Source organism: Paenibacillus swuensis (assembly GCF_001644605.1).
In the GTDB taxonomy this organism is placed as follows: domain Bacteria; phylum Bacillota; class Bacilli; order Paenibacillales; family DY6; genus Paenibacillus_N; species Paenibacillus_N swuensis.
Map to the genome: position 1 here is coordinate 4925512 of NZ_CP011388.1, position 22262 is coordinate 4947773.

Genomic DNA, 22262 nt, shown 5'->3' on the forward strand with positions numbered 1-22262 from the left:
TATTATATATGAAGGAGACTTTCATTGATGAAGCTTGGAATCAGCACGTACACGCTGACCTGGTCATTTGGCGTACGGGGATTTGAGCGACCTGTTCGACCTCTTACCCCTGTGGACTTAATCCGTATCGCCTCTGAACACGGGCTTTCTCTCGTCCAGATCGCGGATAACGTTCCGCTTCATGAAAGTTCAACCCGAGAGATCCATAAATTAATGCTTGCAGCGCTAGAAACAAACATCACGATTGAGATTGGCACCCGAGGCACGACACCCGCGCATCTGCTACGCTATTTAGAGATTGCTCGTCAACTCGACAGTCCACTTGTGCGAACTTTGATAACACAGCCTGATTTGATTCTGGCAGAGCAAGAGATTCGGGAGATCCTTCCCCTCTATGAACGGGCAAACGTAATTTTGGCCATAGAGAATCATGGTTTACAGACCGCGCCGACACTTAAATCTCTTTTGGATCGGATCGACAGCCCTATGCTTGCCTGTTGTCTGGATACGGTAAATTCATACGGTTCGTTGGAGGGACCCGCCGAAGTGACCGAATTGCTGCTTCCCTTCACCGTAAACTTACATCTTAAGGATTATGAGATTGTTAGACTAGACCATCAGATGGGCTATGAGATCCGGGGTACCCCTGCAGGCAGCGGACGATTGAACATCCCCCTGCTTGTGGAACAACTACAACAAAAGGGTCGGCCGTCAACCGCCATTCTGGAACAATGGACGCCCTATACGGGATCGATTGAGGATGCGATAGCTAAAGAACGGATTTGGATGCAGGAAAGTTTAACATACTTGAAACGTTTAAATGTATTTAACATGAAAGAGGGAACGAAATGACATTAAAGGAACAGGCCTACAACCGACTACGCCAATTTATATTAAGCGGCAAAATACGTCCGGGTGAGCACCTCACCGAATTATCGCTGGTTGAGATGTTGGAAATGAGCCGAACTCCCATCCGTTCCGCGATGGAACGACTGGCTTCGGAAGGCCTGGTCACCTATTCTCCCAACAGGGGCTTATCTGTGGCGGAGATGACGTTTGACCGGGTCATTGATTTCTTTGATTACCGTATGGCCATTGAAGGGTACGCCGTGCGGAAGCTGGCAGACAGAGTGTGGTCGGAAGAGGAAAAGGAATGGTTCAGAATCAACCTGAGTATGCAGAAGAGATGTGTTGATGCTCACGATTCCGCCATGTTTACCCAAGCGGATTCGGATTTCCACCGGAAATTAATATATAATTATGACAATCAGGAAATGATCCAAACGATGGATAAACTTCAGGATCAGCTGTATCTAACCGCGTTGAAGGTACTGCGCAAGGATCAATCCCGTATTCACCAATCTTATGAAGATCATAAGCGAATCTTCGAACTGCTGGTCGACGGCAATGCGGAGGAAGCCGGACGTTTGATGCTGGCCCATCTGGAGTATGGCAAACGAATTCTAGTGATGTAAAATAACCTCTATCGTGGCCTCTCAGGATGGGCGACCGCGATTAAAGGTTGGTTATTATGCCCATTGGATAGCGTGTTTTCGCTGGCGAAAACACATATACTTTCCAATGTGGTAACACAGGAAAGGACTCTGAACCTCTACAGGTGCCAGAGCCCTCTTCATTTACTAAGAATGAGAAGCTTCGGTAATCCGAACGCTTGACCAGTCTGTCCGGTAGTATCGGATCGTAACCGCCAACCCGTACACGGTAATATAAGTATACAAAGCGATCCATGCGCCCAAACTGCCCGTGTCAAAGATGAAAATTAACACGTAAGCAAGCGGGATAAACAGGAAAATGCTTAACAGGAACGAGGTTCTTAACAAGAATGTCGTATCCCCTATGCCTCTCAAGCCGCCTGCGTAGAAATTGAACAATCCGTCGAACAATTGCAAGAAAGCGGACACGGAGATGAGGTAAGCCGCCAGTTTATACACTTCAACTTCTGTCGGCGCATACAGTTTCGCGATGGGTACGGCAAAGATGAATTCAATAATTCCCAATACAAGCAAGAACAACAGCCCCAGAATGGCTGTGTCCGTCCCTGCCCGTTTAGCCCCGTCAGGGTTCCGGTTGCCGATTTCCTGACCGACCAGAATCGTTGCGGTCGCGCCAAACGCGAAGGCAGGCATAAATCCGAAGGACATGACGTTCAGCGCGATTTCATTCGCGGCCACCGCCTTTTCACCCAGCCTCATGACGAATACTGTGAAAATGTACATCGAGAAACTCATGGAAAATTCCTGCACGCCCAGTTTTCCGCTCTCCTGCAGGATTAATTTGGCTTCACCTGTATGGAAACGGGTCCGTACACGGGTGTTATACGGTTTATGCAACAGAATGTAGTAGACGAACAGACATCCCAACAAGTTAAGCAATTCGCCGAATAGAATGGCCCATGCGGCTCCGACGAGCCCCATCTCCGGGAGCCCGAAGTGTCCGAACGCCAGTCCGTAGGTAAGTACCACCATGACTACATTCGCTGAGACAGATAGGATCATCGTTGTGGTCGTCCGGCCAATGCCCCGAAGGAAGCCCTGAAATGTGAAGACCACGATTCCGATCGCCATCGCATAAAAGCGAATTCTTAAATAGTCGCTCCCTGTTTCCACGAACTTCTGACTGCCGCCGGTTAATTCCAGAATGAAATCCGAGCCGACCCAACCCGCCAACATAATCAGGAAGCCGAACAGCAGCGCCAGATACAGCCCCATGTTCGTCCGTTCGATCCCCTTCTTCATATCATTCTGCCCGTAATTCTGGGCCACTAAATAATTGATGGTATGTCCAAGCCCGGAGAAAATAGCGAATGCGTTGTACATAATAATGTTGCAAACCCCGACGATGGCAATAATGAGCGCGCCCATCTGTCCGAGGATAATTAAATTGATCGTACCCGTCACCGTTGCCGTGGCGAAAGAAGCAATAGACGGCAAGGCGAGCAGTAAGATGCGTTTCCAATTCGAGTTCATGGTGTTATGTTCTCCGTTACATATAGTGTTATATTCATTCTCCCTTACACCCGCGAAGCTGTCAACTTCTTCTCGTGTTTACAGGGGGCCGGTTTCTTGAGAAACGGCCTTATGCGGTGTGGTTTTGACATGCTTCAATTGAGCGACAATGATGAACGAGACGATGACCAGAAGAAACCATGAACTGATTTTGCCCAGATGCACCAGTGTCCACTTTGCCGCTTGATCCGGATATTGCCATGCTCCCAGATATGTGCTTATATTTTCAGCGACCCAGATAAAGAAACCGATAAGTACGAATGATAGAATCAACGGCATGCGATAAGTTCTGTGTTGGACGACATAAGTAACCGAAGTCCGCCAGAATACCGGAAAGAGCGCGGCGGTGAGCCACCAGCGTAAATCCAGCCAGTAATGATGTGTCATAAAATTTAGATAAATCGCCGCACCTAGCGGAACCGTCATCCAAGCCGACGGCCAGTTCACGATCCCAACCTGTAATCTGCGCCAAGCCTGACATAAGTAACTGGCTACACTGGCATACATAAATCCGCTATAAAGCGGAACGCCGAACCACTTGCTGTAAGCATCCTGAGGATAACTCCAGGAACCCATACGCACTTTAAACAATTCCAGGACCAGGCCAATGATATGAAACACGCAAATGACGATCAGCTCATCCCTGCTTTCCAGGCGTAACCTTAACATCAACCACTGGCCCACAATACATACAATGAGAATAAAATCATAGTCAGGAAGCATCGGAATCTGGGTTACTTTAGCGATCAGCAGGGCTGTAAAGATTAGGACCGGAAATATACAGGAAAGGGCTTGTTGTTTGCCAAAATGCCATAAAAAATGAATCTGTTTCAATGAGTAACCCTCCAAGATCTGGTTGTAATGCCATGCAACCTTTGTGTTACAGCTAACGTTGATAACAATAATACCTGCTAAACGTGGTATAATGATAGCGTCAAATTTATAAAACTTGATGAGCAAGAAATCAACTTGGGGGATTAATACATGTATATTCACAAATGGAAGACGATATCTTTAACTATAGCATTATGCGCATCATTACTTGCCGGCTGCGGCCTGAATACGGTGACGATCGGTAAGGAAAGCGGTGGCACGGGTAACGGGATAGAGAACGAATCCACCGTAGACGAAATTGGCAATGCCGGGGAAGCACTGAATCATGCAGGGTCCGGCAATGTTACAGGCGACACCACCGGGAATAGCGGGGATACGCCGGTAAGCAATGAGGGTTCAGGTGAAACCGGCCATTCTATTGAAGGGAATGCCGGTACGGATCAAGGCGGTTCCGAGCCTGCGGGAACCCCCGCTAAAGGCGATGCTGTCGCGGAAATGCCGCCGCCAAAACCGGTAGCCGGAAACAGCGGTTCCGCCGGCAATGGTATGAATAGCGGGACAAAGCCGAACAAAGGGAACACGGCCGTTGCCGCGCTAAGCCCGCTGAAAGAAACCGTTAAGGTGAATGCCCAAGGTCTGGCTGTCGTGACGAACGCCACCAGCCGGACGGTCATTGTGAACAAGAAGCGCAACCTGCCTTCGGACTACAAGCCGGCGGATCTGGTTATCCCGAAGATTCCTTTCTCCTTTAGCGGAGAGAGTCCTAAGAAGCAGATGCGCAAAGAAGCGGCAAGAGCACTAGAGAAATTATTCGCTGCCGCTGACAAAGCCGGCATAGAATTAAAAGCTGTTTCGGGGTATCGCTCCTATGCGACCCAGAAGTCGATCTTCGACCGGAACGCCGAGCAGAAGGGCGCCGCGGAAGCGAATCGCACAAGCGCTCACCCCGGTCAGAGTGAACATCAGACGGGGCTTGCGATGGATATATCCAGCAAGAGTGCGAACTACGCGCTGGAAACTTCGTTCGGCAAGACCAAAGAGGGCAAGTGGCTGGCAGCGAATGCGCCGAAATACGGCTTCATCATCCGGTATCTGGACGGAAAGGAAGCCATTACGGGTTACAGTTATGAGCCTTGGCATGTTCGCTATATCGGAACGGACTTGGCTGGGGACATTGCCGCATCCGGTCTGACCCTCGAGGAGTACGCGAACGAAGCGGTACCTGCGAGCGGTAATTAATATTTTGAATCATAAAGGGACTTATCGGAATCAATCCGATAAGTCCCTATTTTGACTATAATAAAATTAGAATGTTGCTTGTTTCGCGCCTTCCCAGTCTTTCAAGAATCGCTCAATGCCCGCATCCGTGAGAGGATGATGAATCATGGACTCAATGAGTTTATAAGGAATGGTGGCAATGTCAGCCCCTGCGGAAGCCGCTTCAATCACGTGCGTGGTATGTCGGACACTGGCTGAAATAATTTGGCTGTCGATGTTTCCGGCTACGAAAATTTGGCGAATCTCCTTGATCAGATTGATTCCGACTTGGTTAATATCATCCAGTCTTCCGATGAACGGGGACACATAGGTTGCGCCTGCTCTTGCGGCTAACAAGGCTTGCGGGGCACTGAAAATTAATGTAACGTTCGTAGGAATACCGAGCTTCTTGAACTCCGAAGTCGCTTTAAGTCCTTCCGCTGTCATGGGTAGTTTGATGACTACGCTGGAACCGAGTTTAGAAAGCTTCTTTCCTTGCTCCACCATTTCTTTGGCTTCGAGCGAAACCACTTCGGCACTTATAGGCAAGTCACCTACGATTGAGATTATTTCTTTCACTACTTCGAAGAAGTCTCTGCCTTCCTTGGCAATCAATGAAGGGTTGGTTGTTATTCCTGAAATAACGCCTAGCTCGTGAGCCTTACGGATTTCTTCAACATTCGCGGTATCAATAAACAATCTCATGGTACATCCCTCTTCTCATAGAATGGTTGGAGCCTTCGGCAATAGTGTACTAAAGTTTGTCCGCATTTACCAATGAAACAGGACCAACTTGACCGGCAATCCAATCATATTCCGCTTGAACGGATTCCCAGAAGGAATCCCCGAACCATTCTACTGCCAGATACCCTTGATAGTTGCAGGACTTCAGCACCTCTATAACCGGTATAAAATCCATCTCGCCGTCGCCTATCGGAACCCCGTAGGACACGGTGCCGTCAGGCGCATGCACGCCGTTTTTGAGATGCACATTAACTGTGTGAGGCCAAAGCTTCTCCAAAGCTTCCAAAGGGTCCTCACCCATATGATAGAGATTATAAATATCCAAGTTGACCCGAACACAAGGTGACTGTGCCGCATGGATGATTTCTAGTGTGGTTTCCGTGGAATCCGTCCATTGATCGTTATGCGTCTCAAGAATGAGGGTCTTCCCCGCATCCTCCGCCATCTGCCCGGCCATGCGCAACCCCTCGAATAAACGCCTCTTCTGGCGTTCATCATAGGAAGCGGAAGGAATCCAGTCCGTAAACAGTCTGATATACGGAGCACCGATATCCACAGCATCTTCTATCAACGGACTCAGGTGGTCTCGAAGCGCCGCAAGCGCCTGTCCTCCTTCCAATCGCACAAACTCGGAATAACCGGCAATGACCGTAGGCGTGACGTGATACTGATTTAACATGACGGCCAATGAATTCAATTCTCCATATCGCTTACGATACTGATCCGCATGACCGCTCCAAATTTCCACTCCCTGGAATCCGACGGCGGCTGTCTTCGGAATGATTTCCTCCAATCCTTCGGTCTTGCAACCTACGCTGCACAGAGACAACTTTAAGCTCATGATCCCACCTCCACCGGTCGATGTTCACGGGCTGAACGGTGAACAGCGTCTACAATTCGCAGATTCCTTAGGCCTGTCTCCACGGTAACCGTGGCGCTCTTGTTCTCGGCAATCGCTGTAATGAAGGCTTGATGCTGATTGTAAGGATTGTTTTCTATACATACTTCAGCCATCCGAAACTCCTCGTATGTGCGGCGAGTGGGAATGTTGGGCTCCTTCACCTGAATAAACGATCCCTCATACCTAGCATTCAGCATGAGCTCCGTTTCCCGGTTATTAGTAATAGTCACGTATCCTTCCGTCCCATAAACCGTAACTACATACTGATAGCTGCAATAAGAGGATTCCAGCGTTCCCAGCGCTCCTCCCCGGAACCGGCAAGTCGCGGAAGTCACATCATCTCCGCCGATATTGGGCGAAAACCGGTTATGGCTGTATGCGAATACTTCTTCGATCTCATCATCAATTAACCATTCCGCCATATTCACGCTATGCAGCGCCAGTTGAATGAACGATCCGCCGCCGGTCTTCACAAGCGAGCTCCGCCAGTTGTCTGCGGGAATGTACTTTCCGCTGACCCCTGCCCCTCTGCAACGCACGGAAGTCACCTCTCCAATCAATCCTCTAGAAATGATATCCTTCGCCTCGTGATACAATCCGTTATCATAGAAGCTCATGTACATGCCGGCGACGGTACCGCTCTCCCTGGCAGCGTGCGCAATCGCTTCCGCTTCCTGCACCGTTGTAGCCAGCGGCTTCTGGACCAACACGTGCTTGCCTGCTTGCAAAGCCGCTACAGCTTGTTCCGCATGCAGGTAATTCGGCGTAGAAATGTCCAGGGCATCAATACCTTCAACAAGCGCATCCACAAATCTAGTTGACCAAGGGATCCCCCTGAGTTCAGCCGATGCTTTCCGGCAAACCTCTTCATTGGAGTCCACTAACAGTACAAGCTTCGCATTCTTGGTTTCCAAATAACGCTTTCGGATCATCGCAGCCATCCCTCCGCATCCGATCAGTGCCACATGAACTATTGCCTTCATCGTCATCATCAAAACCTCTCTGCTAAAGTACTTTAAGAATACCAGAACCAACTTGAGATAAATGACAGAACAGTTATAATAAATAGCACTAAAGTATGATTAATACTATATAATCACATTATGAAGAATACCATTCTTACATAAAGGGGCTGCGCTATGATTTTTTATCCGGGTTCAACAAAGCTTACTTACGGATCCCGTCTGACCTCGCAATCCCCTATTTCCGATCGATTCCATGCCCACCAAGGCATAGAGTTTTATTACATTCACGAAGGCCGGGGTAAGATGATGATCAATCGACGATTAATCGAATTCGGACCGGGCACCTTATTTATTTTTCAACCCTACCAGATGCACAAGCTGCTCCTTCAATCCCAAGAGTTCGTTCGTTCCTACATGCTGATGGAGCCTACTTCATTCATCTCTGCGGCTGCTCCCTTTCCTCAATTGTCTAAATTCTTAACGTATTTATGGAAGACTGACCTTGACCATCCTTATGTTATCGGATTACATGAGCATCATTCACTGGTAATACAACTGACTGAATTGCCTGTACTCCTGGATCACACGAAAGAAAATACGCAAGGAGAAGAACAACAATTAGCTATCCTATCTTTTTTGCATAAGCTCAGGCATTATTGGCAAACGACAACCGATGCCGCCCGGCAAGTACATGTTCCCAGACCGCTTACCCACACCGAACAGATTCTGGATTGGCTTGAATATCATTATACAGAGCCGTTTGAACTCCAGCGTCTTGCCGACGCGCTTCATCTGTCGCCAAAGCATTTGTCCACGTTGTTCAGGCAATCGACCGGGGAAACGTTAACGTCCTACATCACAACTCGAAGGCTGAAGGATGCTTGTCTTCAGTTGCAATCCACCACGAAGTCCGTTGCGATCATCGGGGATGAAGCCGGCTTTCCGCATACTTCCTATTTCATCCGAACCTTTAAGCAGGAATATGGCGTAACTCCTTTGCAATTCCGAAGAAGCTTTCAATAACTCTGCGTACAAAAAAAAAGAGAACCCTAAGGCTCCCTTCAAATCAACTTGCATGTATTATCGATTCAATAAACTTCCTACATACCGCAGCAATTCATTCGCGCAATGCGGGCAGTATCCGTGCTCATCAATTAACCTCTTCGTTACTTCATTCACGCGCTTGAGCTGACTCTCATCCGGCGTCTTCGAGGACGTTGTAATCTTCACGATGTCCTTCAAATCCGCGAACAATTTTTTCTCAATCGCTTCACGCAGACGCTCATGCGAGTTGTAATCAAACTTCTTCGCCTTCCGTGAATAGGAGGAAATGCGAATTAATATTTCCTCGCGGAACGCTTTCTTCGCGTTCTCGGAAATGCCGATTTGCTCCTCGATGGAACGCATCAGCCGCTCATCGGGATCCAGTTCCTCGCCTGTAAGAGGATCGCGTATTTTTTGCCAGTTGCAGAAGGCTTCGATATTGTCGAGGTAATTCTCGAACAATGTTTTGGCGGACTCCTCGAAGGAGTAAACAAACGCTTTCTGCACTTCTTTCTTAGCGAGATCATCGTATTCTTTACGCGCGATGGAGATATACGTCAAATACCGTTCCTTCTCATCCTTGGTAATCGACGAATGCTGATCCAATCCGTCTTTCAAGGCGCGGAGCACATCCAATGCGTTAATGCACTCCACGTCCTGGCGGATGAGCGCCGTCGAAATCCGGTTAATAACATAGCGGGGATCGATACCGGACATGCCCTCTTCCGTAAACTCATTCTGCATTTCCTTCACATCGGCATCTTTATAGCCTTCGATGATTTCCCCGTCGTACATACGCATCTTCTTCACAAGATCCATGCCCTGTTTCTTGCTTTCCTTCAGGCGCGTCAGGATGGAAAAGATCGCCGAGGCCTTCAAGGTATGCGGCGCAATATGAATATGCTTCATATCGCTGTGACCGATGAGCTTCGTATATATTTTCTCTTCTTCAGAAACCTTCAAATTGTACGGAATGCGCATGACAATCATCCGGGACTGAAGCGCTTCATTCTTCTTGTTGGCAATAAATGACTTGTATTCCGTCTCATTCGTATGGGCCACAATGAGCTCATCGGCCGAAATTAAGGCAAACCGCCCGGCTTTGAAATTCCCCTCCTGCGTCAGGGAGAGCAGGTTCCACAGAAACTTCTCATCACATTTGAGCATCTCCTGAAACTCCATTAACCCGCGATTCGCTTTGTTCAGCTCCCCGTCGAACCGATAGGCCCGCGGATCCGATTCCGAGCCGAATTCGGTAATCGTGGAGAAATCGATGCTGCCGGTTAAATCCGCAATATCCTGCGACTTCGGATCCGAAGGGGAGAAGGTACCGATGCCTACCCGGTTTTCCTCCGAGATGAACACCCGTTCCACCATCACATCTTCGATTCGGCCGCCGTATTCCGTTTTGAGCAACATTTGACTGTACGGGGACAGACTTCCTTCGATTTTCACACCGAGCTCTTTTTCCAGCTCAGGCCTTAACTCTTGCGGAATCAGATGAAGCGGATCCTCATGCATCGGGCAGCCCTTAATGGCGTACACCGCCCCGTATTCGGTTCGGGAGAAGCGTTCCAGCCCTCTTTTGAGCATCGTAACAATCGTTGATTTACCTCCGCTGACCGGACCCATCAATAGCAGAATCCGTTTACGAACCTCGAGCCGCCGAGCCGCCGAATGAAAATATTCCTCAACCAGCTTCTCGATGGACTGGTCCAGACCGAAAATTTCAGACTCGAAAAAATTATATTTTTTCACGCCGTTATCGGTCCGCACGCCCTGGGACTTAATCATATCGTAGACTCGTTCGTGCGCTGTCATGGCCAAATACGGCTTTTCCCTCACTAAATTAATGTATTCCGAGAAAGTACCCGTCCATGCCAATCGTTCGGTCTCAACTCTGTGTTCTGCGATTCTTCTCCAAATGTCCACCCCAGAACCTCCTCCCATGTGCTAGCCAAATTGTTAGAACTCACTTGAAGGTAAAAATAGTGTATTACATACCTATGCACCCGAGGGGGATAAGTTTCCCGAATTTTTAGGCAAAAGCCCTCTGATTTTTGGAGGCGGAACCTACATGGGACGAAAGAATCATGGGGTAGCTAACAAGGCCCAGACTTGCGGTTTGGGAGACCGGTGATCGAGCAAATTATGCTATAATGCCATAATAGAACTTCATGGGAAATGGAATCGGAGGGGCTCAACTATGGCTGTCCGGGAAGAAACAGAACTATGCGCTCCGGTGAAAAGCTTCTTTGAAGCGCGAGGGTTCGCGGTGAAGAGCGAGGTGCGCGGTTGCGATCTGGTCGGGGTGCATCCTGAAGCGAAAGAACCGGTAATTGTTGAATTGAAAAAGACGTTTAATCTGGCCTTGTTATTTCAAGGCATGGAACGGCTCCGCATGTCGGGGAATGTATATTTGGCGGTGGAACGGAACCGCGCCAAGAAAGGCGCCCACAATCAACGCTGGAGTGATATTGTGGAGCTGTGCCAGCGGCTGGGGCTGGGGTTTATCACCGTGACGTTCTACGTCACGAAGAAGCCGCTTGTCGAAGTGCTGTGCGAGCCTTCGGCGGCGGGGGCGGGTGTTCCCGCCGCCAAGCGCTCTCGCGTGCGCGCGAGCAAGCTGCTCTATGAATTCGCCGAGCGCAGCGGCGATTATAATGTAGGCGGCAGCACGAAGCGGAAGCTCGTGACCGCCTATCGGGAGAAGGCGCTGCAGATCGCCTATCATCTGGAGCAGCATGGCCGGCTAAGCCCGGTCAAGCTCAGGGAGCTGACCGGGTCGCCGAAGGCGGCCGGCATCCTGCAGAAGGACTACTACGGCTGGTTCCGGCGGGCGCAGCGGGGCGTGTATGAGCTCACGCCCGAAGGAAAAGCCGCTCTGACTTCCCATGCGGAAGTCATAAGCGGCTTTAGCGGCGGTGCGAATTGAATTGCGTGTGGCAGTGCACGAGTTTAATGGACTTATGCAAGAATAACGTAGAAAAATTACGCTATTCGTTCATTTAGAAAAAATAACGTAAAAAAATGATCTTATTTTCCAGTATATTTACTGGTAAACGGATAAATGGACTGATTATGAGGAAATAGCGTAGATAATTTACGCTATTTTTAGCTTTTTCAGGAGTAACGTAATATTTCTACGTTAGATAGCCATATCCCCTTCGCTCAGCCATCGCCCGGATGAGTTCAATCAGCGGCAACGCCTAGCGCTATCGCTAAGCTATCGCTTTGCCACTGCTAAGCTATTGTTTTGCCACCGCTAGCGCCACCACTCAACAGCATCGCCTTGCGCATCTCCTCGATGTCATCGCTGCCTACTACGCCTGGCCGATCGCCAACTGCGCTAACGCTGCCTTCAGCCGTTCCATCCCGACCACCGTGGTCTCCCGGTCGGTATGCGTGTAGTTCATGCGCAGCGTGTTTCTCCGCGGTTCCCCCGCGTAGAACGAGGAGCCCGGCACGAACGCCACGCCTTGCGCTACGGCCAGCTTCATAAGCACTTCCGCGTCCATACCTTCCGGCAGTTCCACCCAGATGAACATGCCGCCCTTCGGCTCGCGGAAGGTTAACCCCTCGAAAGCGGGATCACGCAGCAATTCCACCATGAAGCGCATGCGCTCTTCATAGTTGCTGGAGATGAGCGCGATGTGCGCATCCAGCGAGAACTCCTCGCAGCTTAGCAGCTCGTACAGCGCTTGCTGGTCGGTCGCGCTCGAGTGCAGATCCGCGCTCTGCTTCGCGCGGGCAAGCATGGCGATCACGGCCGGATCACCAAGCACCCATCCGGTGCGCAGCGCAGGCGCCACCGTCTTGGAAAAGGTGCTCGTGTAGACGACCGCGCTTCCGTGAGGATGTTCGTCCAGCGAGAAAATCGTAGGATACGTTTCGCTGCGGTCGAACTGCACCTCACCGTAAGGATCGTCTTCCAGAATGAGCACATGGTTCGCTTTGCACGCCTGAAGCAAGCCTAATCGGCGTTCCAGGCTCCACACGCGGCCCGTCGGATTGGAGAATGTAGGGACAACATAAACCATCTTGGGCTTGTGCTGCGCAAGCTTGCTTGCAAGGTCGTCCAGCAACATGCCGTTCGCATCGCTTTCCACCGCCACAATCTGAACGCCTCGGGAGTGGAATACCTGCAGAGCGGCCAAATAGGTCGGATTCTCCACCAGCACCACGTCGCCAGGATCGAGATAGATACGGGACATCAGATCAATGGATTGCTGCGAACCCGTGGTAAGGATGATTTCGTCCTTCGTAACCCGCATATTCTTGAGCGCCATTCGTTCCGCAATCTTCTCGCGGAGCGGGGCGAACCCTTCCGTCAGGTTGTATTGCAGCACGCCCTTGCCTTTCAGAAATACACGATCGTAAGCCGCGCGCACCGCATCCAGAGGAAACAACTCCTCCGCAGGCAAGCCGCCCGCGAATGAGATAATGGTGTTGCCCTGAGTCAACTTAAGAATTTCACGTACGGCTGAAGATTTAACGCCGCCCATCCCTTTTGAAAAAACGTAGTCCACAGTACTTCCTCCCTGTCCCTGTTATGAAAGTTTACGAATTGTTGATATTAGACAAATGTTACATGGAAATGACCATGTCCGCAACCTTATTTTTTTCAAACATGTACAGCATAAAATCATCCCCGACCCACGCCTCATCAGCAGTGAATTCGGGGATGTGAATTTTCATCTTTTAACGCAAAGTACACTTACAAGCCGCAAGAGCCTTCATACCCGTCATTTCTCTTCATCTCGTCCAGGTGATCCCGCATTTCTTCATCATCAGGCATCTCAGCCACGATGGACGGCGGTTCATGAAACTCAACATGACCTTTGGGTTTACGCAAATCGGTGTCGGTACTCGGTGTTTGTTCCATCAGCGAACACTCCTGTCTGTCCAAATCTATTCTATAGAACTATCATTTACCAACACGTTACAAATTATTATTCTTTCGCTGCATGATGGTCTTGTGCATCCAGATTGCGGACTGCAGCCCTTCCCCCATCGCAATAACCGCTTGCTCGGAGTGAACGCCAACATCGCCGGCCGCCCATAATCCCGGGACGTTCGTTTCCTTGGTTCGGGCATCCGTAACGACGTGTTTATTCTCCATCCGCTCCGCACCCAGCATGGAGGCCAAATCCGAGTGGATTTTATTCCCGCCAAACGCGATAAAGCCGCATTCTCCTCGGATCATGGACCCGTCTTCCATTAATGCGCCACGGAAATCATGATTCCCCACAAATTCGATTTGGGCGACGGATTGTTCAACATAGATGATCCCCTTTTCTTCCAGCCTTGCGAGCAACCGATCTTCTATTCCAACCTTTTCATGATTAATATAAGTCAGCTTGTCCGTCCATGGTGAAATCGTCAGAGCCATATTCGCGCCCGGTATCCCGGAACCAATGACGACTCCTTCCTTCCCCTTCATTTCGTAGCCGTCGCAATCCGGACATACATACAGGGTGGATCCCAGACATTCGGCCAGACCCGGTATAGGAGGATAACGGTCGGACAATCCGGTGGCCAGGAGCAAGGTATACGCCTGCAGCGTCCCTCCGTCTTTCATCTTCAATTCAAATATATCCCCCTTCTTCGAAGCCTTAATCACTTCTCCCTGCATGAAGCGAATGCCCGTCCGTTCCGCTTGCTCTCTTCCTAAGCGGCGCAGTTCAAGTCCGGAAACGCCGTCTGGCCACCCCAGAATGTTATGATAACTGCGACATGTCGTAGATCTGCCGCTTCCCGCATCCACAACAAGCACGTTGTCTCCGTAACGTCCTAATTGAATGGCCGCCTGCGTTCCCGCCAAGCCGCCTCCGATAATAATTCCTTCAAATATAGACATCGTGTTAAATTCCTTTCTTCCTGTAGACCATTCTGTATTATCTTTACCCAAAATAAAGAAGACAACCCAGCAGCTCACATGGAGCGTAAAGGTTGTCATGAGTTTCGTCTTGAATTGTCTTAAGTCAATCTTCCTTGTTCAACAGAAATATGATAAGGGCCTGCGATAATGCCCCGATCAATAACAAGACGGGCAGCGTCCCGGCATACAGATCGTCAGCCAGTATAATTACGGCGAACATCGCGATAACCCGTCCGAAACTCAAGGCAATTTCTCTAATTGCAATTGCTTCTACCCGAAATCCGCCTTTCAGCGGCATGGAGCCGATCGTCCTGAAATTATGAGCCGACATGAAATTGAATTGTATAGGGAAACAAACCGCATACACGATCATAAAGGCCACCACAGTCCATACCGTCACGTTCCAGAACAGTATCGAGGCGCCAACCGCGTAGAATATGGACGTGAATCCCGCATACCACCGTTCACTTGATGCATTCGCTTTTTGGGAGTAAAGATAGCTGGTGATAATGGTGATTCCTGTGAACAGAATACCGATGTAACCGACAGAATCTTCTTTGCCAAAAACCTGTAACAGCAGAATGTTAGGAATGAATAACATGGTTCCGTTAAAGAGTCCGAATATAAACCAGGCGACCAATATTTTGCCCCAGTCTTTGCTTTTGCGGAGCATTAAGAATGTATACTTTATGTAATAAGTTTTGTGGTGAGAGGGGTGGGCATGAAGCTTTAAACTTCCGACCGAAGCGATCAAAAACATAATAAACGCGATCGTAAATACGACGGTATAACCGCTGAGTCCCGTGCTGTTCGCGATAATAAACCCGGCTAAAGCCGGTCCGATCAGATTGGCTGTGTTCACCATAATCAGGTTGAATCCCAGAAATCTCACACGATTTAGTTGCGTAGACATATCAAATTGCAGGGTTAAATACCCCAACCAATAAAATCCGGTCGCGATCCCGTTCAACACGCCAAACCCGTAGGCGTAATCCGCCACATGTTCCTGCGCTAAGATGACAGCCAGATAGAACAAGGCGGTAAACAATATGCCCAGGCGGAACACCAGCAGCCGATCCTTCGTCTTCGCCCAATATCCGCAAATCACGAAGAAGATTGGTGTAACAGAGAAGATAATAATGTTATACATACCGTTGACGAACAGATCATTCGTCAGGCGCCACAGGTACAAATTCAGGAATACCCCCGCCATCGCGGTTCCTATGTTATAAAAGCAATGTAATGCTAATACCGTCTTGGCATCCCGAGACAGCAATTTTTCCGGCGGCAAGCCTGCGGCCACCGAATCTCTCCATCTTTTGAACACTGCGGATCCTTCTCTCTTTGGTGTAAAGTTTGTAACGCGCATCTTGCCTTTATGTATTGTAAACCTGCTGTCCTTCTTTGTTAAATGCGGAAAAACCCCAGCAAAGGCGCTGAGGTTTTCCAATGAACGGTTATGCTCTTGTTTTCCTTATTTCTTTAAGTTATCCCAAGTTTTTTGGAATGCGTCGAACATGCCGTCTTTATCGGATTTTTTCGCAATATAAGCTTGCATCGCGGAACCGAATTCTTGTGTGGCGCCGTCCGGATATTTAAACCAGTTCCAGGAAAGCGTTTTGCCTTCTTTGCTGTAAGTGATGATGTCCGTTGCGATATCGCCAAGAACGGTTTGATCCGTTACTTCGATGGATTTGAAAGCAGGAATAAATTTGAATTCGTTTACGATGTATTTCTTGCCTTCTTCGCTCGTAACCAGCCAGTTCAAGAATTGCTTAGCTTCTTCTTTCACTTTGGAATTCTTGTTTACAACCCAGTTGTTAGGTACGCCTACATATAATTTGTCATTAGCGGCCGCATCTTCACTGATTGGCATCGGAAGCACGCCAAGATTCAGGTTAGGGTCAATGCCGTCGATTTGGACTTGTGTCCAGTTTCCTTGCTGCATCATAGCCGCTTTACCGCTTGCGAACAGCGTTACTTGTGTATTGTAATCCGTAGTCAAAGGATTCTTGTTGCCGTATTTCACGGTCATATCCAACAGTTTGGACCAGTTGTTGAAGCTTTCATTGCCTTTGATTTTGGAAGTACCTTCGTTCAATCCTTTAATGAATTCATCCGGGCTCGCTTGGTTAGCGAAAGCCACGTTCAGGTTGTGAATACCTAGAATCCACCACTCTTGATATCCGTTAGCAAAAGGAGTGATGCCCGCAGCTTCAAGCTTCTTAGCCGCTTCTTCCAATTGAGTCAATGTTTTCGGAAGCTCTGTAACACCCGCTTTGGTGAACAGATCTTTATTGTACAAAAAGCCGTAGCCCTCAAGATTCATAGGCATACCGTACATTTTGCCGTCTTTGGTCATTGGCTCTTTCGCCGCATCCACAACATCAGCTACCCAAGGTTGATCGGACAGATCCTCAAGATGCTCCATCCAAGTGTTCATTTCATTGTATCCGCCGTTGTTGAAAATGTCGGGAGTTTCGCCGGAAGCTACTTTCGCTTTCAGAGCCGCGCCATAATCCGCGCCGCCGCCTACAGATTCAATCTCCAGCTTTACGCCGGGATTTGCCGCTTCGTACTCGGCTTTCATCTTGTTCATCGCTTCTGCAATTTCAACTTTAAAGTTGAAGATTTTCAGCGTAACATCTTTCTTAGGCTCTTCCTTAGGCGTTTCCGTGTTGCCGCTATTTGTTGTTTCGTTCGTGCCTTTCGCCGCATTGCCGCCATTGTTGTTATTGGAACCGCAACCTGCCAATAGTCCAATCAGCATAACGAAAACCAGACTCATTAAAGACCATTTTTTCATACTGTGATCCTCCCTTTTTCTCTGTACCTCATTTGATGTAACTGCTTACAAGTAAAGTATAGGAAATAGAGAGAGACTCTGACACTTACCCTGTTGAACAAAAAGGTGCACTATGTTGACCTGAGACAACATAGTGCACCTTGGTACATAATGGATGTGGTTTAGGACGGAACCTGATCTTGCAATAGTTTGCCAATCACAGCACCCAGAGCTTCCGGCTCATGCGTATAGTTATAGATGCCTAAGAACACTTCTGTCGCTTCCGGACTTCCGGCAATCAACTGGTTTAAGGCTTGCTGTTGAGGTGTAATCGGTACATTTCTTGTAAACTGACATGCCAATGCAAATCGGCTCATCATCTTGGCTTCCATCTGACTACGATACGCTTCCGCCATAGGTTTCCAAGCCTGTTGCCACTGCCCCCTGTTTTCATCGAGCAGCCTGCTCAGCGCTTTGCTGCCGTATAGTGCATCATGCATCCCCTGTCCGACAGCGGGATCTTTGAACGACAGGGCATCGCCAAGCAGTGCCCACCCCTCTCCCATACCTTCAAACCAGTCGTTGTCATATCCCAACAGTCCCTTTACTGAGCCCTCTAAGTTCGCTCGGCGTAGGCTCGCTGTCAATGAAGTGTTCGCCATTTTCTCCTCGCAAAGCAAGCGAAAAGCCCCTTCCGCATCGGCTTTAAATTGTTCGACCCGCTCTAGATCCGTAAGGGGGAACATGAGCCCAACTACGTGCAGATGATCGCTGGTTGGAAAAGCGATGGCGATCGTTTCACCGGATTTGTAAAATTCCACACGAGGCTCGCCTGGTTGACGATATTCGCTGAAATAAGCGACATAAGATGCGAAATCCGTCGGGACGCAATGTAACTGCTTCGCGCCTACAAGACGGCGCACCAGCGAACGACGTCCGTCCGCACCGACCACGAGTTTGGCTTTAATGCTCTGTAAGTTGCCTTCCTTGTTTACGCCTCGTACCCCTATCACGGGACCGTGATCTCGGCCGTCTTCGCGCAACAGCTCCGTCACCCGGAAGCCTTGCATCGTTGCAACCCCGGGTTGCTTAGCGGCATGGTTGAACAGAATGCCGTCTAAGTGTGTGCGGCGGATGCACAAACAGCCGGTTTCCCCGCTCGCTTCGGGATAATCGCCTTCCATGACGGCACCGTCCATTTCAATGTACGCCCTCTTGTATAACGGTGTCCCCGTCTCCAGCAGTTGATTCAGCACGCCCATCTCGCGCAACATAGCTACCGAGTTATTAAAGAAATTATGCGTCGACAGTGTGTCGCTGGGGAACGTGCTTTTGTCCACAAGCAACACCTTGTAACCTAGTTGTGACATTTCGTATGCGAGAGATGAACCTGCTACCCTCGCTCCTACAATAATGACATCATATTCCATGTGCATATTGATTCTGTCCTCCATATCTGTTCTCGATTTACAATAATCGTAACAGCAGATCAGGCTGTACTCATAGTGACAACGTGTCATCGATATTGTCATATAGGTATTGCTGAGGACTTCGTTGAGACAAAAAAAACCGAACCCCTAAGGATTCGGTCTCTTCGTTACTTCTTCAAATTCTGCCAAGTCTTATCAAAATCGCCCAGCATCTCGTCCAGATTGCGCTTGCCCGCAATATATCCCTGGATGGTAGCTCCGAATTCGTTCGTTGCGCCCTCAGGGTATTTGAACCAGTTCCAGCTCAGTGTCTTGCCGTCCGCACTGTATTGGCTAACCGCTGTTGCCAGGTCGCCTAACACCTTAGGATCCTTCACTTCGATGGATTTCATCGCAGGAATAAACTTGAATTGCTCTACAATATATTTCTTGCCGGTTTCACTGGATACCATCCAGTTCAAGAAGTCTTTCGCTTCTTCCTTCACCGGAGAGTTCTTGTGAACAACCCAGTTGTTCGGCACGCCTACCAGCAGCTTGTCATTCTCAGCCGCATCATCGTTGATCGGCATAGGCAGAACGCCCAGGTTCAGTTCAGGATTGATTTGATCAATTTGAACCTGTGTCCAGTTCCCTTGTTGCATCATAGCGGCTTGTCCGCTCGCAAACGTGGTAACTTGTGTATTGTAATCCGTTGTTAACGGGTTTTTGTTGCTGTATTTCACAGTCAGGTCAAGCAATTTTGCCCACTCTTTAAACTTTGCGTTGCCTTGCATTTTGGCAGAACCATCGTTCAGGCCTTTGATGAACTCATCTGGATTCTCCTGGTGCGCAAACGCTACATTCAGATTATGAATGCCCAGAATCCACCACTCTTGATACCCGTTGGCAAAAGGAGTGATTCCCGCAGCTTTCAGTTTCTCCGCCGCCGCAGTCAGGCTTGTCAATGTTTTCGGAAGGTCAGTAATGCCGGCTTTCTCAAACAGATCTTTGTTATAAACGAAGCCGTAACCTTCAAGGTTCATCGGCATACCGTACAGCTTACCGTCTTTCGTCATCGGCTCTTTAGCTACGTCCAGCGTATCTTTAACCCAAGGTTGATCGGACATATCCTCCAGGTACTCCAGCCAAGTATCACGCTCAGCGAAGCCGCCGTTGTTGAAAATATCGGGAATGTCGCCGGAAGCCACTTTCGCTTTCAATCCTGCGCCATAGTCGCCGCCGCCGCCCAAGGATTCAATTTGAATCTTTACGTTCGGGTTTTCTTTCTCGTACTCGGCTTTCAGTTTATCCAACGCTTCGGCAATCTCCACTTTGAAGTTGAAGATCTTGACGGTTTTCGTTTCGCCGTCGCCTTTGTTGCCGCCTGTACCTCCGGCATTATTCTCGTTCGTGTCGTTGCCGCAACCGGCTAACAAACCTACGAACAGCGCCAGCACAAGGCTTAGCAATGTGTACTTTTTCATCTGATGGTGCCTCCCTATCCTGATGTCTCTTTGATCTCCGGTCATCCCGGGCAAGCTCCTATGTAAAAGCCAAAGGTTACCCTTTGACCGAGCCTGCCGTAATGCCTTCGATTATATGTTTTTGCATCGCCAAGAAGAAGATGACGATTGGCAGTATGCCCATAACTAATGCAGCCAGCGCCAGATCCCATTGCTTCGTGTATTGTCCGAAGAACGAATATGTGGAGAGCGGAATCGTGCGCAAATCGGGGTCAGCCCCCAGAATAAGCGACGGCAGCAGAAAATCATTCCAAATCCATAAAGCGTTGAGAACCATAATGGTCACAGTCATCGGCTTAAGCAATGGGAATACGATTTTCCAGAATACGCCGTAAGGGGTACAACCGTCAACCACAGCCGCTTCTTCTATTTCCAGCGGAATGGATTTAATGAAACCGTGATAGAGGAATACGGTTAAAGATACACCGAATCCGAGATAACAAATGACCAAGCCCGGAATGCTGCTTGTTAAATTAAACGTCTTCGCTACCTTCACAAGCGGAATCATAATGGATTGAAAAGGAATAACCATGGCGGCAACGAAAGCCGTAAACAGGAATGTGTTAAATTTCGTAGGACGACGAATCATCCGGTGAGCGGCCATCGAGCTTATGATGACCAAACCGATGATGCTAAATACTGTGATGAGCAAAGAATTTTTAAAGGCGACAGGGAAGTTCATAACATCCCAAGCCTTCGTATAGTTGGCCCATGTCAAGGCTTTCGGTAAGGCAGCCGAATTCAGGAGAATTTCAGCAAAGGGTTTCACCGAGTTTGATAACAGGAAGTAGAACGGTACCAAGAAGACCAAGCCGACGATGATCGCCAGAATTTCAAGGCCCAGTGTCCGCGATGTATATCTTGTATCCATTAGGCTTCAACCTCCTGTTTCTTCGTCAGGTACACCTGAACGCTGGATACCAGCGCCACAACGACGAAGAAGATGAATGCTTTGGCTGTTCCGAGACCGTAACGGTTATTCTGGAAAGCTTCAAGGTAAATATTCAAGGCAACCGATTGCGTGGAGTTGAAAGGTCCGCCTTTGGTAAGAGAAAGGTTTAGATCGAACATCTTGAACGAGTTCGAGATTGTCAGGAACAAACAGATCGTAACCGCCGGCATAACAAGAGGAATTGTGATGTTGCGCAGACGCTGCCAAGCCGTAGCTCCGTCAATTTCGGCCGCTTCATTCAATTCTTTGGGCACATTCACAAGCGATGCGATGTAGATAACCATCAGGTAACCGGCACCTTGCCAAGCGCTGACGATAACCAGTGCCCAGAAGGAAGTGATCTCATCACCCAACCACGGCAGGTTGAAGAATCCGATGTTCGTCATGCCACCGACTGCGGAGAAGCCTCTGACGAAGATAAACTGCCAGATGAAACCAAGCAGTAACCCGCCGATAACATTCGGTAAGAAGAATACCGTTCTTAGCAGGTTACGCGATTTTAACGCCTGAGTCAGCATGAGCGCGAGCAGAAACCCAATCAGATTCGTGACGATGACCGCCACAATGGTAAATCGAACCGTAAATCCGAAGGAAGCAAGGAACTGTTCATCCGAGAATAGTTTCACGAAATTATCGAATCCCGCGAACGTGATGTTGTTACTTACTCCGTTCCAGTTTGTGAAGGAATAGTACATCCCCATAACGAAGGGAGCGACAATAATAATCAAGAAGGCCGCAAACGCAGGGCCGATAAACACCAGTTGCTGTAGCCAATTTGAAGCCTTTTTATTACGGTACATGGTGTAAGCTCCTTTCTAATGATAAATCCGCATTTTGATCTTATAGTAATTACTAAGTATAGTAGTTCGCTCCCCTGCCTTCTACCGCCCCTTGTGAACGAACAGGTGGAATATATTGACCTTGATGTGATATGTTACAAT

At 48.9% G+C, this 22262-nt stretch carries 20 protein-coding genes; 5 read left to right on the top strand and 15 right to left on the bottom strand.

Going from position 1 to position 22262, the window contains the following annotated elements:
• Positions 1 to 27: 27 nt before the first annotated feature.
• Together SY83_RS22105 and SY83_RS22110 are read left to right on the top strand one after the other, a co-directional pair.
• On the top strand, positions 28 to 852 hold the full coding sequence (locus SY83_RS22105; protein ID WP_068610519.1) for a sugar phosphate isomerase/epimerase family protein: 825 nt from the start codon (positions 28 to 30) through the stop codon (positions 850 to 852).
• Positions 849 to 1475 (top strand): GntR family transcriptional regulator, encoded by a 627-nt coding sequence (locus tag SY83_RS22110; protein WP_068610521.1) that lies wholly within the window; start codon positions 849 to 851, stop codon positions 1473 to 1475. Before SY83_RS22105 ends, SY83_RS22110 begins: the two co-directional genes overlap by 4 nt.
• Before the next feature lie 165 nt (positions 1476 to 1640).
• On the opposite strand, the gene SY83_RS22115 is transcribed toward SY83_RS22110, so the two are convergent.
• Both SY83_RS22115 and SY83_RS22120 read right to left on the bottom strand, forming a co-directional pair.
• Positions 1641 to 2987 carry an MATE family efflux transporter gene (locus SY83_RS22115; protein ID WP_068610523.1) on the bottom strand — a complete coding sequence of 449 codons (1347 nt, stop codon included), beginning with the start codon at positions 2985 to 2987 and terminating at the stop codon, positions 1641 to 1643.
• A 78-nt stretch (positions 2988 to 3065) separates the two neighbouring features.
• The gene (locus SY83_RS22120) at positions 3066 to 3860 is read right to left on the bottom strand and encodes a DUF817 domain-containing protein (RefSeq protein ID WP_068610525.1); all 795 of its coding nucleotides are present in this window, start codon (positions 3858 to 3860) and stop codon (positions 3066 to 3068) included.
• A 150-nt stretch (positions 3861 to 4010) separates the two neighbouring features.
• Between SY83_RS22120 and SY83_RS22125 the strand changes: the two genes are divergently transcribed.
• Positions 4011 to 5099 carry a M15 family metallopeptidase gene (locus SY83_RS22125; RefSeq protein WP_231891324.1) on the top strand — a complete coding sequence of 363 codons (1089 nt, stop codon included), beginning with the start codon at positions 4011 to 4013 and terminating at the stop codon, positions 5097 to 5099.
• A 66-nt stretch (positions 5100 to 5165) separates the two neighbouring features.
• Here SY83_RS22125 and fsa read toward each other — a convergent pair whose 3' ends face one another.
• The 3 genes from fsa to SY83_RS22140 are packed head-to-tail and all read right to left on the bottom strand — an operon-like array spanning position 5166 to position 7751.
• A complete protein-coding gene (fsa, locus tag SY83_RS22130; protein ID WP_068610528.1) occupies positions 5166 to 5822 on the bottom strand; it encodes a fructose-6-phosphate aldolase in 657 nt (218 codons plus the stop codon).
• Between the two features lie 49 nt (positions 5823 to 5871).
• On the bottom strand, positions 5872 to 6702 hold the full coding sequence (locus SY83_RS22135; protein ID WP_068610530.1) for a sugar phosphate isomerase/epimerase family protein: 831 nt from the start codon (positions 6700 to 6702) through the stop codon (positions 5872 to 5874).
• A complete protein-coding gene (locus tag SY83_RS22140; protein WP_068610533.1) occupies positions 6699 to 7751 on the bottom strand; it encodes a Gfo/Idh/MocA family protein in 1053 nt (350 codons plus the stop codon). The genes SY83_RS22135 and SY83_RS22140 overlap by 4 nt, the downstream gene beginning before the upstream one ends.
• 150 nt (positions 7752 to 7901) lie before the next feature.
• On the opposite strand from SY83_RS22140, the gene SY83_RS22145 reads away from it, so the two are divergent.
• Positions 7902 to 8750 carry a helix-turn-helix domain-containing protein gene (locus tag SY83_RS22145; protein ID WP_068610535.1) on the top strand — a complete coding sequence of 283 codons (849 nt, stop codon included), beginning with the start codon at positions 7902 to 7904 and terminating at the stop codon, positions 8748 to 8750.
• 57 nt (positions 8751 to 8807) lie between these two features.
• Here the strand turns inward: SY83_RS22145 and SY83_RS22150 are convergent, their stop codons facing one another.
• Complete coding sequence (locus SY83_RS22150) at positions 8808 to 10703, bottom strand: PrkA family serine protein kinase (protein WP_068610537.1); 1896 nt, start codon at positions 10701 to 10703, stop codon at positions 8808 to 8810.
• Positions 10704 to 10977: 274 nt separating this feature from the next.
• Between SY83_RS22150 and SY83_RS22155 the strand changes: the two genes are divergently transcribed.
• A complete protein-coding gene (locus SY83_RS22155; protein WP_068610539.1) occupies positions 10978 to 11706 on the top strand; it encodes a DUF2161 domain-containing phosphodiesterase in 729 nt (242 codons plus the stop codon).
• Between the two features lie 388 nt (positions 11707 to 12094).
• On the opposite strand, the gene SY83_RS22160 is transcribed toward SY83_RS22155, so the two are convergent.
• From SY83_RS22160 to SY83_RS22195, 9 genes are all read right to left on the bottom strand, one after another.
• Complete coding sequence (locus tag SY83_RS22160) at positions 12095 to 13300, bottom strand: aminotransferase-like domain-containing protein (RefSeq protein ID WP_068610541.1); 1206 nt, start codon at positions 13298 to 13300, stop codon at positions 12095 to 12097.
• A gap of 188 nt (positions 13301 to 13488) precedes the next feature.
• Complete coding sequence (locus tag SY83_RS23405; protein WP_197479924.1) at positions 13489 to 13656, bottom strand: hypothetical protein; 168 nt, start codon at positions 13654 to 13656, stop codon at positions 13489 to 13491.
• 57 nt (positions 13657 to 13713) lie between these two features.
• Positions 13714 to 14625 carry an NAD(P)/FAD-dependent oxidoreductase gene (locus SY83_RS22165; protein WP_068611296.1) on the bottom strand — a complete coding sequence of 304 codons (912 nt, stop codon included), beginning with the start codon at positions 14623 to 14625 and terminating at the stop codon, positions 13714 to 13716.
• A 130-nt stretch (positions 14626 to 14755) separates the two neighbouring features.
• The gene (locus tag SY83_RS22170) at positions 14756 to 16021 is read right to left on the bottom strand and encodes an MFS transporter (protein ID WP_197479925.1); all 1266 of its coding nucleotides are present in this window, start codon (positions 16019 to 16021) and stop codon (positions 14756 to 14758) included.
• A 105-nt stretch (positions 16022 to 16126) separates the two neighbouring features.
• On the bottom strand, positions 16127 to 17458 hold the full coding sequence (locus SY83_RS22175) for an ABC transporter substrate-binding protein (RefSeq protein ID WP_068610545.1): 1332 nt from the start codon (positions 17456 to 17458) through the stop codon (positions 16127 to 16129).
• A 161-nt stretch (positions 17459 to 17619) separates the two neighbouring features.
• Positions 17620 to 18873 (bottom strand): NAD(P)/FAD-dependent oxidoreductase, encoded by a 1254-nt coding sequence (locus SY83_RS22180; RefSeq protein WP_068610547.1) that lies wholly within the window; start codon positions 18871 to 18873, stop codon positions 17620 to 17622.
• Positions 18874 to 19034: 161 nt separating this feature from the next.
• Complete coding sequence (locus tag SY83_RS22185) at positions 19035 to 20330, bottom strand: ABC transporter substrate-binding protein (RefSeq protein WP_068610548.1); 1296 nt, start codon at positions 20328 to 20330, stop codon at positions 19035 to 19037.
• 76 nt (positions 20331 to 20406) lie between these two features.
• On the bottom strand, positions 20407 to 21240 hold the full coding sequence (locus tag SY83_RS22190) for a carbohydrate ABC transporter permease (RefSeq protein ID WP_068610550.1): 834 nt from the start codon (positions 21238 to 21240) through the stop codon (positions 20407 to 20409).
• Positions 21240 to 22121, bottom strand: coding sequence for a carbohydrate ABC transporter permease (locus SY83_RS22195; RefSeq protein ID WP_068610552.1), 882 nt, complete (start codon positions 22119 to 22121; stop codon positions 21240 to 21242). Before SY83_RS22195 ends, SY83_RS22190 begins: the two co-directional genes overlap by 1 nt.
• Positions 22122 to 22262: the final 141 nt, after the last annotated feature.